We start from the raw sequence: 13,854 nt of genomic DNA on the forward strand, positions 1-13,854 counted from the left end.
GTAATTAGGGGCTTAGGCGCGCATGCGGGTGATGCGAATCACCCCGGTCAAGGCGCGCAGTTTCTTGATCACGCGGGCCAGGTGCACGCGGTCGTGCACGCTGACCACCAACTGGACCACGCTGATGCGACCATCGCGTTCGTCCATGCTGATTTTCTCGATGTTGCCGTCGGCGGCGTTGACGCTGCTGGCCAGCAGGGCGATCAGGCCGCGCTGGTGCTCCAGCTCAACGCGCAGCTCGACGTTGAATTCGCCGGTGACATCCTTGGCCCACGAGAGCTGGATGCATTTTTCCGGGTTGTGGCGGATTTCGCTGATGTTGCGGCAGTTGTCCAGGTGCACGACCATGCCTTTGCCCGCGGACAGGTGGCCGACAATCGGGTCGCCCGGGATCGGCGTGCAGCACTTGGCGTAGCTGAGTACCAGGCCTTCGGTACCGCGAATCGCCAGCGGGCCTTCCGGGCTTGGCAACTGTTCGCCCTCGCCCAGCAGTCTGCGGGCCACCACATAGGCCATGCGATTGCCCAGGCCGATGTCTTCCAGCAAGTCTTCGATCAGTTCGAGACGGTACTCGACGAGCATGGCCTTGACGCGCTCGGCCGGGATTTTCTCCAGCGTGCTGTCGAAACCGTTGAGGACCTTGTTCAGCAGGCGTTCGCCCAGGCTGATGGACTCGGAGCGGCGTTGCAGTTTCAGTGCATGGCGAATGTGCGTACGGGCCTTGCCGGTGACCACGAAGTTGAGCCACGCCGGGTTCGGTCGCGCGCCTGGAGCACTGACGATCTCGACCGTGGAGCCGCTTTGCAGCGGTTCGGACAGCGGCGCGAGACGACGATTGATCCGGCAGGCAATGCAGCTGTTGCCGACATCGGTATGCACCGCATAAGCGAAGTCGACCGCCGTGGAGCCCTTGGGCAGCTCCATGATCCGGCCTTTGGGCGTGAACACGTAGACCTCGTCCGGGAACAGGTCGATCTTCACGCTCTCGATGAATTCCAGCGAGTTGCCGGCGCGTTGCTGCATTTCCAGCACGCCCTTGACCCACTGGCGGGCGCGGGCATGGGTGCCTTTTGGCTGCTCGTCGCCGCTGGATTTGTACAGCCAATGGGCGGCGATGCCGTTGTTGGCCATCTCTTCCATTTCACGGGTTCGGATCTGGATCTCGATCGGAACACCGTGCATGCCGAACAGCGTGGTGTGCAGTGACTGATAGCCGTTGGCCTTGGGGATCGCGATGTAATCCTTGAAGCGTCCCGGCAGCGGTTTATACAAGTTATGTACAGCACCCAGCACGCGGTAGCAGGTATCGACCTTGTCGACGATGATCCGGAACGCGTAGACGTCCATGATCTCGTTGAAGGCCCGACGCTTGCCGCGCATTTTCTTGTAGATGCCGTAGAGGTGTTTCTGGCGACCGCTGACCTCGCCCTGAATGCCATCGATGGCCAGGCAGTGGCTTAGGGATTCTTCGATCTTGTTGACGATTTCCTTGCGGTTGCCCCGGGCGCGTTTGACGGCCTGGTAGATCCGCGCGGAACGCATCGGGTGCATGGCCTTGAAACCGAGGTCTTCGAACTCTATGCGGATGGCATGCATGCCCAGCCGGTTGGCGATGGGCGCATAGATTTCCAGGGTTTCCTTGGCGATGCGCCGGCGTTTTTCGCCGGACAGCACTTCCAGCGTGCGCATGTTGTGCAGGCGATCGGCCAGCTTGACCAGGATCACGCGAATGTCGCGAGCCATGGCCATGGCCATTTTCTGGAAGTTTTCGGCTTGGGCTTCGGCCTTGGTCTCGAAGTTCATCTGGGTCAGTTTGCTGACCCCGTCGACCAGTTCGGCCACGGTTTCGCCGAACTGCGCTTGCAGCGCTTCCTTGGCAATACCGGTGTCTTCGATCACGTCATGCAGCATCGCGGCCATCAGGCTCTGATGGTCCATGTGCATGTCGGCAAGAATATTCGCAACCGCGAGTGGGTGCGTGACGTACGCCTCGCCGCTACGGCGGCGTTGGCCGTCGTGGGCTTGTTCGGCGTAGAAATACGCTCGGCGGACCAGGTTGACCTGGTCCTTGCCGAGGTAGGTCGATAAGCGATCGGCGAGGGCGTCTATGCTCGGCATGATGTCTCCTGCCGTAAGCTTTTATCCCGCGCCGTGCTACGTCGACCAGGCATAGGCTTAGACGGCCTCGTTGGACTCGTCCTCGAATGCAGCAAAAAGCGGTTCATCTTCAACGATTTCGGCTTCGGCGATAGCTGCGTAGTCGATCAGGCCTTCAGCGATTTCGCGCAGGGCAACGACGGTAGGCTTGTCGTTTTCCCATGCTACTTTCGGCTCTTTGCCGCCGGTGGCCAGTTGACGGGCACGCTTGGTAGAGAGCATGACCAGCTCAAAGCGGTTATCCACGTGTTCTAGGCAGTCTTCAACGGTTACGCGGGCCATGGTCTTCCTCGTAGCAAATGCAATATGCGCGCTGCCCGGATGGGCGAGCGGACTCGACAGTTTAAAAAATCACCAGCGTTTAGGGAAGCGCTGATTTTTTGACCAAGCCCTTCAACGCGCTGCAAGTACCAATGTAAAGCCCTTGCAGCGGTTTTGGGAAGAGCTGATTAACCGAGCAATTCAGCCAGCAATTTGCCGTGACGCTGTTGCTGACGCTTTTGAATCAGCTGATTGGCGCGGAAAATCGCCTTCAGGTCGTGCAGCGCGTGGGCGAAATCGTCGTTGATGATCAGGTAGTCGTAGTCGACGTAGTGGCTCATTTCGCTGACGGCTTCGCGCATCCGGCCGTCAATGACTTCGTCACTGTCCTGGCCGCGATTGGTCAGGCGCTGGTGCAGGGCCTGCAATGACGGCGGCAGAATGAAGATCGAGCGGGCCTGAGGCATCAGCTTGCGCACTTGCTCGGCACCTTGCCAGTCGATTTCCAGAATCAGGTCGTGGCCTTCGTCCAGGGTTTGCTGCAGGTGGCTTTGCGAGGTGCCGTAGAGGTTGCCGAACACTTCGGCGCGCTCGAGGAAGTCCCCGTGCTCGATCATCTTCACGAACTCGCTGCGGTCGACGAAGTGATAGTTCACGCCATTCACTTCACCGGGGCGCATGGCGCGGGTGGTGTGGGAGACCGAGACGCGGATCTCCGGATTTGCGTCGGTCAAAGCCTTGACCAGACTGCTCTTGCCCGCGCCCGAAGGAGCGGAAATGATGTACAGGGTGCCGGTGCTGTGTGTCATGTCGGGGTAGCCTTACTCAATATTCTGCACTTGTTCGCGCATCTGCTCGATCAACACCTTGAGGTTGACCGCAGCCTGGGTGCTGCGCGGGTCGAAGGCTTTGGAGCCCAGTGTATTGGCTTCGCGGTTGAGTTCCTGCATCAGGAAGTCCAGGCGCCGACCGGCGGCACCGCCGGATTTGAGCACCCGGCGAACTTCGATGATGTGAGTGCTCAGGCGATCCAGTTCTTCGGCGACGTCACTTTTTTGCGCGAGCATGACCATTTCCTGCTCCAGGCGCTGCGGATCCATCTCGGCCTTCATGTCGGCGAAACGGTCGAGGACTTTCTGGCGCTGGGTGGCGAGCATTTGCGGGACCAGTTCGCGCAAGGTCACCACGTCTTCTTCGATGGCGCTCAGGCGCTCGTTGATCAGTCGCGCCAGCTCCGCGCCTTCGCGCTCGCGGCCGGCCTTCAGCTCCTTGAGGCCCTGATTGAACAGTGCCAGCGCTTCGGCGTTCAAGGCTTGCGGGTCGGTGGCGTCGCCTACCAGTACGCCGGGCCAGGCAAGGACTTCCAGCGGGTTCAGCGCTGCCGGGTTCTTGATCAGGCTGGCGATGGTCTCGGCGGCGGCGACCAGTTGCGCGGCGCGCTCCTGATCGATTTGCAGCGCCTTGCCGGTGTTTTCTTCGGTGAAGCGCAGGGTGCATTCAAGCTTGCCCCGCGATACACCCTGGCGCAGGGCTTCACGAACAGCGCCCTCGAGGTCGCGAAAGGACTCCGGCAGACGCAGGTGGGGTTCCAGGTAGCGGCTGTTGACCGAGCGCAGTTCCCAGCTCAGGGTGCCCTGGACGCCGGCTTTCTCGACGCGGGCGAAGGCGGTCATGCTGTGCACCATGGAGGTACCTCGCAAGGCAGATCGGCACAGAACCAAGGTTCCGGGAATCCGATATCAATGAATTAAAGCCGACTGGCAGCAAAGGCGCAGGATTGTAGCGCAGTGGCGCGGATGCGCCCAAACACACAGTGTGACAAAGAGCGGCAGGCCTGCAGCGGCGCGCGGTACAGAGCCCTCGGTCGTCGGCGGATTTTTTTAGAAGTGCCCAGTGGCGGCCGTCGGCTCTATAATGCTCCGCAGTTTTCCGTCCCCAGTACAGGTACTCCCTATGATACGTCCAAGTGGTCGCGCTGCCGATCAGCTCCGCTCGATCCGCATCACCCGCAACTACACCAAGCACGCCGAGGGTTCTGTGCTGGTCGAATTCGGTGATACCAAGGTCATCTGCACCGTCAGCGTTGAACCGGGCGTACCGCGTTTCCTGAAAGGCCAGGGCCAGGGTTGGTTGACTGCCGAGTACGGCATGCTGCCGCGTGCTACCGGCGAGCGTAACCAGCGTGAAGCCAGCCGTGGCAAGCAAGGCGGTCGCACCCTGGAAATCCAGCGTCTGATCGGTCGCTCCCTGCGCGCTGCGCTGGACATGTCCAAACTGGGCGATATCACCCTGTACGTCGACTGCGATGTGATCCAGGCCGATGGCGGCACCCGCACGGCTTCGATTACCGGTTCCATGGTTGCGCTGATCGATGCCTTGAAAGTGATCAAGAAGCGTGGCGGCCTGAAAGGCGGCGACCCGGTCAAGCAGATGATCGCTGCGGTTTCCGTGGGCATGTACAAGGGTGAGCCGGTGCTCGACCTCGATTACCTGGAAGACTCGGCCGCCGAGACTGACCTGAACGTGGTAATGACCAGCGCTGGCGGCTTCATCGAAGTCCAGGGCACTGCCGAAGGCGCGCCGTTCCAGCCTGAAGAGCTGAACGCCATGCTCGAACTGGCCAAGAAAGGCATGAACGAGATCTTCGAACTGCAAAAGGCCGCCCTGGCCGACTGACCGGGCTGCTCCAGACAAGGAGGACACTATGAGTGACGAGCAACTGCCGCTGCCCACGCCGAGCCAAGAGGCGCGTCAGTGGGCCATGTTTTGCCACTTGTCCGCCTTGCTGGGGATCTGGATTCCGTTCGGTACGATCATCGGCCCGCTGATTCTCTGGCAGATCAAGCGCGAGATGGACCCGTTCATCGATGCCCAGGGCAAGGAAGCGCTGAACTTTCAGATAACGGTGGCGATTGCCTCGGCTATCTGCTTCTTGCTGATGCTGGTGATTATCGGGTTCTTCCTGTTTGGCCTGATCGCGATCGGTGCGCTGGTGCTAACGATCATTGCCGGGGTGAAGGCCAATGAAGGGCAGCCTTATCGGTATCCGTTCACATGGCGGTTGATCAAATAACGATCAGCAGGATCCCCTTGTAGGAGCGAGCTTGCTCGCGAAGATGTGTCAGCCACTCAGCCACATTGGTGTCAACTGACACACCATCGCGAGCAAGCTCGCTCCTACAGAGGGCGGCGCCAGCGTCGCCCACAAAAAAGCCGACCCTGAAGTCGGCTTTTTTGTGTCTGCGAAACGACGCTTAAATGGTCAGCGTCCAGTCGTAGTCCACGATCAGCGGCGCGTGTTGCGAGAACCGCGGCTGGCGTGGCAGGCGTGCGCTGCGTACGAAGCGGCGCAGGCCAGGGGTCAGCAACTGATAGTCGAAGCGCCAACCGAGGTTGAGCATCTCCGCCTGTTCGTTGTCCGGCCACCAGCTGTACTGGTCGCCTTCCCGGCTGACTTCCCGCAGGGCGTCGACATAACCCATGTTGCCGACAATCTCGTCCATCCAGGCACGTTCAGGTGCCAGGAAGCCCGGAGATTGCTGGCTGTCGCGCCAGTTCTTGATGTCGAGCTTCTGCTGCGCCACGTACAGCGAGCCACAATAAATGTACTCGCGGCGTTTGCGCCGCTGCTTGTCCAGGTACTTGCCGAAGTCGTCCATGAGCTTGAACTTCTGGTTCAAGTCCTCATCGCCGTTCATCCCCGAAGGAAGCAGCAAGGTGGCAATACTGACTTTGTCGAAATCTGCTTGCAGGTAGCGCCCGTAGCGGTCGGCCGTCTCGAAACCGAGACCGCTGATGACAGCCTTCGGTTGCAACCGCGAATACAAAGCCACGCCGCCTTGGGCAGGGACTTCAGCATCGCAGGCATAAAGGAAGTAGCCATCCAGTTGGAAGGCTGGGTCATCCAGTTCAAAGGCGGAGGCACGGGTGTCCTGCAGGCAGATGACGTCGGCATTCTGTGCTTGCAGCCAACTGAGCAAACCACGCTCGACTGCAGCCTGAATACCATTGACGTTCACACTGATGATCCGCATAAATGGCCCCAAAAATCGCGTGCGTGTATGATACACGGCGTCAAGCTAATTAGCTAAATCCGTGGTATTTGGGGTTTTTTCATGCAAGCGTATCAGCGCGATTTCATCCGTTTTGCCATCGATCGCGGCGTTTTGCGCTTCGGTGAGTTCACCCTGAAGTCCGGGCGCACCAGTCCTTACTTCTTCAATGCCGGCCTGTTCAACTCGGGTTCGGCCCTGGCGCAGCTGGGTCGTTTCTACGCCGCCGCCATTGCCGAGAGCGGCATTTCGTTCGACGTGCTGTTTGGCCCGGCCTACAAAGGCATTCCGCTGGCGGCGACTACCGCCGTGGCCCTGGCCGAGCATCACAACCGTGACTTGCCATGGTGCTTCAACCGCAAGGAAGCCAAGGCCCACGGCGAAGGCGGCAGCCTGGTTGGCGCACCGCTGACCGGTGAAGTGCTGATCATCGACGACGTGATCACCGCCGGCACCGCCATCCGTGAAGTGATGCAGATCATCGCCTCCCAGGACGGCGCCAAGGCCGCTGGCGTGCTGATCGCCCTGAACCGTCAGGAGCGTGGCAACGGCGAGTTGTCGGCGATCCAGGAAGTCGAGCGTGACTTCGGCATCCCGGTGATCAGCATCGTTTCGCTGAACCAGGTGCTGGAATTCCTGGCGGACGATCCGCAGCTCAAGCAGCATCTGCCAGCTGTGGAAGCCTACCGCGCCCAGTTCGGCGTCTGACACACCGACCCTGTAGGAGCGAGCTTGCTCGCGAAAAACGTCAACGATAATGCGGAGTGCCTGGCAGCCCGCGTTGCTCTGGCGCCCATCGCGAGCAATCGAGCGTCGACCGGCTGCTCCTACAAGGGGCTTTTTGTTTGTGCTGTCAGTGCAGTCTTCGCCATTTTCCTATCAGTTTTAGTGCCAATCCCAGATTGAATAGCGCGAACACCAGCAGTGCCACGACGACTAGAACGTAAAGCGTGCGGTCCACATCGAAATCCCACAGATCCAGTCTGCTGCCACGCATGATTCGAGCGGCGGCCGGCAGGTTGACGTAAAAAAGTGCTGTGAAGGCGCAGGTCAGGGGCAGGGCGCAGCCGAGCAGAACGCCTGAAACCTTCTCTCGGCTACGTTTTCTGGCCAGTGGGCCTGGTTGTTTTTCATCCAGTTCCAACGCTTCATGCAATTTTGGCCATGCCAGGTTGAACATGAAGGTGGTCAGGGTCAGCAGCAAACCACTGACCGCGACGATGTCACTGAACGGCATTCAGGCCCAGTGTCCGGCACAGCAGCGCGTGGGAATCCTCGCTGATTTCGAACTGCCCGGCACTGCCTTTGCGTTTGATGATGGGTTTGAAAGTCGGCTCGTTCTGGGTGATCAGCATGTTCAGTTCATCGCGGATGACGTCCGAGCTGATCACCACCAGATACACGGTCTGCGCGTGCTCCGCAGACTCGATCACGGCTCGCATGCTGTGTTGCAGGATCTCGTCCAATTGATTGCGGAAGCGTGAAACCGTGTTTTTCAGCAGGGTTTTGCTTTGGCTCTGAGTCAGCTGGAAAATCGTCGATATCTGCGATTCGGTTGGCAGGGTCTGCCCGAAGTAGTTTTGAATCAGATACAACAAACGGTCCTGTTTTGCTTCATCGGCCCGGCTCGGCATGCCGCCTTCAACCAGCATTTTCAAATATTCAGTCAGGCTCGCCCTGGCGATACGCTGTAAGGCATGAGCAATTTCCGTGTCGGAAATCTTCAGGGTTTTCTTGACCGGTTCCTTCTGCTCCTGCTCGAAAGCCTGGGCGTCGATCGTGAACGAGATCTGCATGGCTCAGTGCCTCCGTGGCTATTTTTTGCTCGCAGGGCTGGTTGTCTCGGCCTTTTTGTTCTCGACGGATTTGTCGGTTTTTTCCGGATACGGGTCATTCGGGGCGTCGCCCTGGCCGGTCAATACTTTCCAGGCTTTGCGCGTGTGAGGGGTCTTTTTGAAATCAGGGCAGGGTGGCATTGATGTTTGCGACGGGCCTGAATACTCAAATCCGCAGTCTACGCAGGCGTAGGTGCCTGCTGAAATGTCACTGCCGTATGGAACATGGTCTTTTTGCATGGGTAGATCTCCTGTGGATGCAGGGAAGATCCTATGCAGATTGATTCCTTAATGATGTCGGACGTTTCGTTATCTGAAGTGAGGCATTTCCTGCACGCATAAAAAAGATCGCAGACTTCGTCAGCACCTACGGAAAATTCATACTTCCGTAGGTGCCGCTGAAGGTTGCGATCTTTATGACGTTCTTGAATCAGTGACGCTTGCGATTGCTGATCAGGGTGCCCACGCCGGTATCGGTGAAAATTTCCAGCAGGATCGCGTTCGGCACGCGACCGTCGATGATCAGCGAGCTGCCCACGCCGCCCTGGACTGCTTCCAGTGCGCAACGGATCTTCGGCAGCATGCCGCCATAGATGGTGCCATCGGCGATCAGGTCGTCGACTTGCTGGGTTGTCAGGCCGGTCAGGACCGTGCCCGACTTGTCCATCAGGCCGGCGATGTTGGTCAGCAGCATCAACTTCTCGGCTTTCAATGCCTCGGCGACTTTACCGGCCACCAGGTCAGCGTTGATGTTGTACGACTCGCCGTTGGCGCCGACGCCGATGGGCGCGATCACCGGGATGAAATCGCCCTTGACCAACAGGTTCAGCAGGTCGGTATTGATGCCGACTACTTCGCCCACGTGGCCGATGTCGATGATTTCCGGGGTGGTCATTTCCGGCGTCTGACGGGTAACGGTGAGCTTCTTCGCGCGAATCAGCTCGGCGTCTTTACCGGTCAGGCCGATGGCGCTGCCGCCATGACGGTTGATCAGGTTGACGATGTCCTTGTTGACCTGGCCGCCGAGGACCATTTCAACCACGTCCATGGTCGCGGCGTCGGTGACGCGCATGCCGTCGACGAAATGGCTCTCGATCGACAGGCGCTTGAGCAGGTCACCGATTTGCGGGCCGCCACCGTGAACCACCACCGGGTTGATGCCCACGGCCTTCATCAGCACGATGTCGCGGGCGAAGCCGGTTTTCAGCTCCTCGCTTTCCATCGCGTTGCCGCCGTATTTGATCACCAGTGTCTTGCCGACATAACGGCGGATGTAAGGCAGCGCTTCGGACAGGACCTTGGCGGTGTTGGCGGCGGCTTCGCGTTCGAGGGTCATTCAGGGCTCCGGGTGAATCAGAACGGTAGTTGGAGATCAGGTGCAACACGCTTCAACTGGGCGTGGAAAACGTCCTTGATGCGCTGCAATTCAGCCTCGTCATCGGCCTCGAAACGCAGCACCAGCACCGGTGTGGTGTTGGATGCGCGTACCAGGCCCCAGCCTTTGGCATAGTCGACTCGCACGCCGTCAATGGTGGTCAGGTCGGCGCCTTCGCCCCACTGCGCATCGTGCAATGCATCAATGATGCTGAATTTGCTCTCTTCGGTCACATGGATATTGATTTCCGGCGTAGAAATATCGTTCGGGAAGGTCGCGAACAACTCTTCGGCCGAGGATTTTTCCTTGCTGAGGATCTCCAGCAACCGCGCGGCGCTGTAAATGCCGTCGTCGAAACCGAACCAGCGCTCCTTGAAGAAGATGTGCCCGCTCATTTCGCCAGCCAGCAGGGCGCCGGATTGTTTCATTTTCTTTTTGATCAACGAGTGACCGGTCTTCCACATTAACGACCGGCCACCGTATTCCTTGATCAGCGGAATCAGGCGGCGGGTGCATTTGACGTCAAAGATGATTTCGGCGCCCGGGTTGCGCGCCACAACGTCGCGGGCGAACAGCATCAGCAACCGGTCTGGGTAGACGATGCTGCCGGTGTTGGTCACCACGCCGACGCGGTCGCCATCGCCGTCGAAGGCCAGGCCGATGTCAGCGTTGGTTTCCTTGACCTTGGCGATCAGGTCCACGAGGTTTTCAGGCTTGCCCGGGTCCGGGTGGTGGTTCGGGAAGTTGCCGTCCACTTCGCAGAACAGCGGGATGACTTCGCAGTTCAGCGCTTCGATCAGTTGCGGAGCGATCACACCGGCCGCGCCGTTACCGCAATCGACGACCACTTTCAGGCGACGGGCCAGCTTGATGTCCTGGACGATTTCGGTGGTGTAGCGGTCGAGGATCTCGACCTGGGTGATGCTGCCCTGGCCGCTGCTCAGGTTGTTGGTCTTGAGGCGGTCGTGCAGGGCCTGGATCTGTTCGTTGGCCAGGGTGTCACCGGCGATGACGATCTTGAAACCGTTGTAGTTCGACGGGTTGTGGCTGCCGGTGAGCATCACGCCGGATTTGCCGGCCAGTACGTTGGCGGCGTAGTAAAGCGCCGGAGTCGGGACCAGGCCGACATCACTGACGTAGCAGCCGCTGTCGGCGATGCCTTTGATCAGTTGCGCGACCAGCTCCGGGCCGGACAGACGACCATCGCGACCGACGGAAACGTTTGGCTCGCCCTGGGCCAGGCTTTGGGAGCCGACGGCGCGGCCGATCCAGTAAGCGGTTTCGGCGTTCAGGAATTCCGGGACGGTGCCGCGGATGTCGTAGGCGCGGAAGATGCTGTCAGGGAACTTGGGTGCGATTTTGGCCGGGGTGTTCATCTGTGGAAATGCTCCATCTCGAAAGTGGCTGGACAGGCCGCCGATTCATTCGGTGGCAGGTTCAAACTGAAGGGTATGACGGCGTTTTCCACAGAGAGTTCGTGGTGTGAAAGGGCCATGACGCCCCTGACGACAAGGGTTTGACCGGGCAATGCCTTGATTTTCGGAGCTAAACCTTGCAGATGACAATTTGAATTTTGTGGCGAGGGAGCCAGATCCCCCGCCACAAGAAGAGCAAGACCGGATCAGCGGGTACCGGTATGGCCGAAGCCGCCGGTGCCGCGCTCGGTTTCAACAAACTCTTCAACCATCTCGAAGTGAGCCTGCACTACTGGTACCAGCACCAGTTGCGCCAAGCGCTCGCCAACCGGCATGGTGAACTCGGTCTGGCCACGGTTCCAGCAGGAAACCATCAATGGGCCTTGGTAGTCGGAGTCGATCAGCCCCACCAGGTTGCCCAGCACGATGCCGTGCTTATGGCCCATCCCCGAGCGCGGCAGAATCAGCGCCGCCAGGTTCGGGTCGCCGATATAGACCGACAGGCCGGTGGGGATCAGCACGGTTTCACCCGGCTTGATCACGGTGTCCTGTTCCAGCATGGCGCGCAGGTCGAGGCCGGCGGAGCCCGGTGTGGCGTATTGCGGCAGCGGGAATTCGGTACCGATGCGGGGGTCGAGGATCTTGGCTTGCAAAGCGTGCATGTAAATTAAACCTGGTTCAGACGTTCGGCGATAAAAGTGATCAGCTGGCGAGCAATCTTGCTCTTGCTGGTCTGGGCGAAAAGTGTGGCGTGAAGCTCACGGTCGATGACGCTGCAGGCGTTTTCTTCGCTGTTGAAGCCAATGCTCGGGTTGGCGACGTCGTTGGCGACGATCAGATCGAGGTTCTTGTCTTTCAACTTGCGTGCAGCGTAATCGAGCAGGTGTTCGGTCTCGGCGGCAAAACCGACACTGAACGGGCGGTCGGGGCGGGTGGCGATGGTGGCCAGGATGTCCGGGTTACGCACCATCTGTAGCAACAAGCCGTCGCCGTTCGTAGGATCTTTCTTGAGTTTCTGCGGGGCGACGACTTCCGGACGGTAATCCGCGACCGCTGCCGAGGCGATGAACAGGTCGCAAGGGATCGCCGCTTCACACGCGGCCAGCATGTCGCGGGCGCTGACCACGTCGATGCGGTTGACGCGATCCGGAGTCGGCAGGTGCACGGGGCCGGTGATCAGGGTCACGCGGGCACCGGCTTCCACAGCGGCTTCGGCTAGGGCAAAGCCCATTTTTCCGGAGCTGTGGTTGGTGATGTAGCGCACCGGGTCGATGTTTTCCTGGGTCGGGCCGGCCGTAATCAGCACGTGTTTGCCGGTCAGTGCCTGACGCTGGAAGCAGTCGGCGGCGCACTGGGCCAGTTCAAGGGCTTCGAGCATGCGTCCCAGGCCGACGTCGCCGCAGGCCTGGCTGCCGGAGGCCGGGCCGAAAACCTTGATGTCGCGGCTTTCGAGGGTTTCCAGGTTAGCCTGGGTCGCCGGATCGCGCCACATCGCCTGGTTCATTGCCGGCGCGACGGCGACCACTGCGTCGGTGGCCAGCACCAGCGTGGTCAGCAGATCATCGGCAATGCCTTGGGCCAGGCGGGCGATCAGGTCCGCCGTGGCGGGGGCGATCAGCACCAGATCGGCCCATTTGGCCAGTTCGATGTGGCCCATGGCCGCCTCGGCCGCCGGGTCCAGCAGGTCCAGGTGGACCGGGTGCCCGGACAGGGCCTGCATGGTCAACGGGGTGATGAACTCTGCGCCGCCACGGGTCATGACCACGCGCACTTCGGCGCCCTGATCGATCAGGCGGCGAACCAGGTCGGCGCTCTTGTAGGCAGCGATACCGCCGCCGACGCCCAGAACAATGCGTTTCCGATACAGCCGCTGCATAGGCCTGCCTTTCAATTCGTTGGTGACATACGTGGCGAAACCCCCTCCCCAGGGTGAATTCGCCCGCAAAAAAGATGGGCTACGATATCACAGCGACCGCTACGGAACAGCGGTGCCCACAGACAGGGAGGTGCTATGAGTATTCGCGATTGGCCAGCGGCGGAACGGCCGCGGGAGAGGTTGCTTGAGCGGGGCGCGGGAAGCCTTTCGGATGCCGAATTGCTGGCGATCTTTTTACGCACCGGCGTGGTGGGTAAAAGTGCAGTAGATCTGGCGCGACACCTGTTGAATCAGTTTGGCAGCCTGCGTTTGTTGCTTGAAGCCGATCAGGAAGCGTTCAGCAAGCAGTTGGGACTTGGGCCGGCGAAATTTGCGCAGTTACAGGCTGCGCAAGAAATGAGCAGGCGTCATCTGGCCGAGCGTGCGCGCCATAAATCGGCACTGGAGAGTCCGCACGCGGTTCGCGAGTATCTGAAATCGATGCTGCGCCACGAGCCACACGAGGTGTTTGGTTGTCTGTTTCTCGATTCCAGGCATCAGGTACTGGCGTTCGAGACGCTGTTCCGCGGCTCCATCGACAACACCAGCGTTCATCCGCGAGAGGTGGTCAAGCGCGCCCTGGCCAACAACGCAGCGGCATTGATCCTCTGTCACAACCATCCTTCGGGCAACACCGACCCAAGTCAGTCCGACCGGGTGCTGACCAAGCGCCTGCAAAAGGCGCTGGAGTTGATTGACGTGCGGGTGCTCGACCATTTCATCATCGGTGATGGCGACCCGTTGTCGATGGCGGAGTATGGCTGGATGTAGGCAGGATGTGAGAAGCACGCTTTCCATGTGGGAGCGAGCTTGCTCGCGATGGCGTCGGCACATTCAGCATTGA

At 59.9% G+C, this 13,854-nt stretch carries 15 protein-coding genes and 1 pseudogene; 4 read left to right on the forward strand and 12 right to left on the reverse strand.

The window, feature by feature from the left end; all coding sequences use genetic code 11:
- Nucleotides 1-12 precede the first annotated feature (12 nt).
- The 4 genes from spoT to AC1RS8_RS03835 all read right to left on the reverse strand — a co-directional run bounded on the left by spoT (nt 13) and on the right by AC1RS8_RS03835 (nt 4,103).
- On the reverse strand, nt 13-2,118 hold the full coding sequence (gene spoT, locus AC1RS8_RS03820) for a bifunctional GTP diphosphokinase/guanosine-3',5'-bis pyrophosphate 3'-pyrophosphohydrolase (RefSeq protein ID WP_489339461.1): 2,106 nt from the start codon (nt 2,116-2,118) through the stop codon (nt 13-15).
- Nucleotides 2,119-2,175: 57 nt separating this feature from the next.
- Nucleotides 2,176-2,439 (reverse strand): DNA-directed RNA polymerase subunit omega, encoded by a 264-nt coding sequence (gene rpoZ / locus AC1RS8_RS03825; protein ID WP_007921129.1) that lies wholly within the window; start codon nt 2,437-2,439, stop codon nt 2,176-2,178.
- Nucleotides 2,440-2,606: 167 nt separating this feature from the next.
- Nucleotides 2,607-3,227, reverse strand: coding sequence for a guanylate kinase (gene gmk, locus AC1RS8_RS03830; RefSeq protein WP_046038947.1), 621 nt, complete (start codon nt 3,225-3,227; stop codon nt 2,607-2,609).
- 12 nt (nt 3,228-3,239) lie between these two features.
- Nucleotides 3,240-4,103, reverse strand: coding sequence for a YicC/YloC family endoribonuclease (locus AC1RS8_RS03835; protein ID WP_057712739.1), 864 nt, complete (start codon nt 4,101-4,103; stop codon nt 3,240-3,242).
- 268 nt (nt 4,104-4,371) lie between these two features.
- Between AC1RS8_RS03835 and rph the strand changes: the two genes are divergently transcribed.
- Both rph and AC1RS8_RS03845 read left to right on the forward strand, forming a co-directional pair.
- Nucleotides 4,372-5,094 carry a ribonuclease PH gene (rph, locus tag AC1RS8_RS03840; protein ID WP_057395880.1) on the forward strand — a complete coding sequence of 241 codons (723 nt, stop codon included), beginning with the start codon at nt 4,372-4,374 and terminating at the stop codon, nt 5,092-5,094.
- A 28-nt stretch (nt 5,095-5,122) separates the two neighbouring features.
- A complete protein-coding gene (locus AC1RS8_RS03845; protein WP_057712740.1) occupies nt 5,123-5,491 on the forward strand; it encodes a DUF4870 domain-containing protein in 369 nt (122 codons plus the stop codon).
- Between the two features lie 181 nt (nt 5,492-5,672).
- Here AC1RS8_RS03845 and crc read toward each other — a convergent pair whose 3' ends face one another.
- Nucleotides 5,673-6,452: a catabolite repression control protein Crc gene (gene crc, locus AC1RS8_RS03850; protein ID WP_003229491.1), complete on the reverse strand. Its 780-nt coding sequence runs from the start codon at nt 6,450-6,452 to the stop codon at nt 5,673-5,675.
- 81 nt (nt 6,453-6,533) lie between these two features.
- Here crc and pyrE point away from each other — a divergent pair, with 81 nt between their 5' ends.
- A complete protein-coding gene (gene pyrE, locus AC1RS8_RS03855; protein ID WP_034147724.1) occupies nt 6,534-7,178 on the forward strand; it encodes an orotate phosphoribosyltransferase in 645 nt (214 codons plus the stop codon).
- A 145-nt stretch (nt 7,179-7,323) separates the two neighbouring features.
- On the opposite strand, the gene AC1RS8_RS03860 is transcribed toward pyrE, so the two are convergent.
- The 7 genes and pseudogenes from AC1RS8_RS03860 to coaBC all read right to left on the reverse strand — a co-directional run bounded on the left by AC1RS8_RS03860 (nt 7,324) and on the right by coaBC (nt 12,971).
- A complete protein-coding gene (locus AC1RS8_RS03860; protein ID WP_150812730.1) occupies nt 7,324-7,707 on the reverse strand; it encodes a hypothetical protein in 384 nt (127 codons plus the stop codon).
- A complete protein-coding gene (locus AC1RS8_RS03865; RefSeq protein WP_489339460.1) occupies nt 7,694-8,266 on the reverse strand; it encodes a hypothetical protein in 573 nt (190 codons plus the stop codon). The genes AC1RS8_RS03860 and AC1RS8_RS03865 overlap by 14 nt, the downstream gene beginning before the upstream one ends.
- A gap of 18 nt (nt 8,267-8,284) precedes the next feature.
- Nucleotides 8,285-8,545, reverse strand: a complete 261-nt coding sequence (locus tag AC1RS8_RS03870; RefSeq protein ID WP_057712744.1) for a hypothetical protein — start codon at nt 8,543-8,545, stop codon at nt 8,285-8,287.
- A gap of 190 nt (nt 8,546-8,735) precedes the next feature.
- Entirely contained in the window at nt 8,736-9,641 is a 906-nt protein-coding gene (gene argB, locus AC1RS8_RS03875) for an acetylglutamate kinase (RefSeq protein ID WP_053163877.1), read from the reverse strand.
- A 17-nt stretch (nt 9,642-9,658) separates the two neighbouring features.
- Nucleotides 9,659-11,035 (reverse strand): annotated as a pseudogene (locus tag AC1RS8_RS03880) (phosphomannomutase/phosphoglucomutase); the annotation flags it as partial.
- A gap of 266 nt (nt 11,036-11,301) precedes the next feature.
- Nucleotides 11,302-11,757: a dUTP diphosphatase gene (dut, locus tag AC1RS8_RS03885; protein ID WP_007975171.1), complete on the reverse strand. Its 456-nt coding sequence runs from the start codon at nt 11,755-11,757 to the stop codon at nt 11,302-11,304.
- A 5-nt stretch (nt 11,758-11,762) separates the two neighbouring features.
- Nucleotides 11,763-12,971: a bifunctional phosphopantothenoylcysteine decarboxylase/phosphopantothenate--cysteine ligase CoaBC gene (coaBC, locus tag AC1RS8_RS03890; protein ID WP_489339459.1), complete on the reverse strand. Its 1,209-nt coding sequence runs from the start codon at nt 12,969-12,971 to the stop codon at nt 11,763-11,765.
- A 135-nt stretch (nt 12,972-13,106) separates the two neighbouring features.
- On the opposite strand from coaBC, the gene radC reads away from it, so the two are divergent.
- Nucleotides 13,107-13,781, forward strand: a complete 675-nt coding sequence (gene radC, locus AC1RS8_RS03895; RefSeq protein ID WP_057712747.1) for a RadC family protein — start codon at nt 13,107-13,109, stop codon at nt 13,779-13,781.
- The last annotated feature ends 73 nt before the right edge of the window (nt 13,782-13,854 follow it).

It is taken from the genome of Pseudomonas sp. GW821-FHT12A04 (assembly GCF_058807755.1).

Excerpts from the sequence above, each read along its gene's own strand:
- spoT (WP_489339461.1), bottom strand. The coding sequence starts at position 2,118 with ATGCCGAGCATAGACGCCCTCGCCGATCGCTTATCGACCTACCTCGGC.
- rpoZ (WP_007921129.1), bottom strand. The coding sequence starts at position 2,439 with ATGGCCCGCGTAACCGTTGAAGACTGCCTAGAACACGTGGATAACCGC.
- gmk (WP_046038947.1), bottom strand. The coding sequence starts at position 3,227 with ATGACACACAGCACCGGCACCCTGTACATCATTTCCGCTCCTTCGGGC.
- AC1RS8_RS03835 (WP_057712739.1), bottom strand. The coding sequence starts at position 4,103 with ATGGTGCACAGCATGACCGCCTTCGCCCGCGTCGAGAAAGCCGGCGTC.
- rph (WP_057395880.1), top strand. The coding sequence starts at position 4,372 with ATGATACGTCCAAGTGGTCGCGCTGCCGATCAGCTCCGCTCGATCCGC.
- AC1RS8_RS03845 (WP_057712740.1), top strand. The coding sequence starts at position 5,123 with ATGAGTGACGAGCAACTGCCGCTGCCCACGCCGAGCCAAGAGGCGCGT.
- crc (WP_003229491.1), bottom strand. The coding sequence starts at position 6,452 with ATGCGGATCATCAGTGTGAACGTCAATGGTATTCAGGCTGCAGTCGAG.
- pyrE (WP_034147724.1), top strand. The coding sequence starts at position 6,534 with ATGCAAGCGTATCAGCGCGATTTCATCCGTTTTGCCATCGATCGCGGC.
- AC1RS8_RS03860 (WP_150812730.1), bottom strand. The coding sequence starts at position 7,707 with ATGCCGTTCAGTGACATCGTCGCGGTCAGTGGTTTGCTGCTGACCCTG.
- AC1RS8_RS03865 (WP_489339460.1), bottom strand. The coding sequence starts at position 8,266 with ATGCAGATCTCGTTCACGATCGACGCCCAGGCTTTCGAGCAGGAGCAG.
- AC1RS8_RS03870 (WP_057712744.1), bottom strand. The coding sequence starts at position 8,545 with ATGCAAAAAGACCATGTTCCATACGGCAGTGACATTTCAGCAGGCACC.
- argB (WP_053163877.1), bottom strand. The coding sequence starts at position 9,641 with ATGACCCTCGAACGCGAAGCCGCCGCCAACACCGCCAAGGTCCTGTCC.
- dut (WP_007975171.1), bottom strand. The coding sequence starts at position 11,757 with ATGCACGCTTTGCAAGCCAAGATCCTCGACCCCCGCATCGGTACCGAA.
- coaBC (WP_489339459.1), bottom strand. The coding sequence starts at position 12,971 with ATGCAGCGGCTGTATCGGAAACGCATTGTTCTGGGCGTCGGCGGCGGT.
- radC (WP_057712747.1), top strand. The coding sequence starts at position 13,107 with ATGAGTATTCGCGATTGGCCAGCGGCGGAACGGCCGCGGGAGAGGTTG.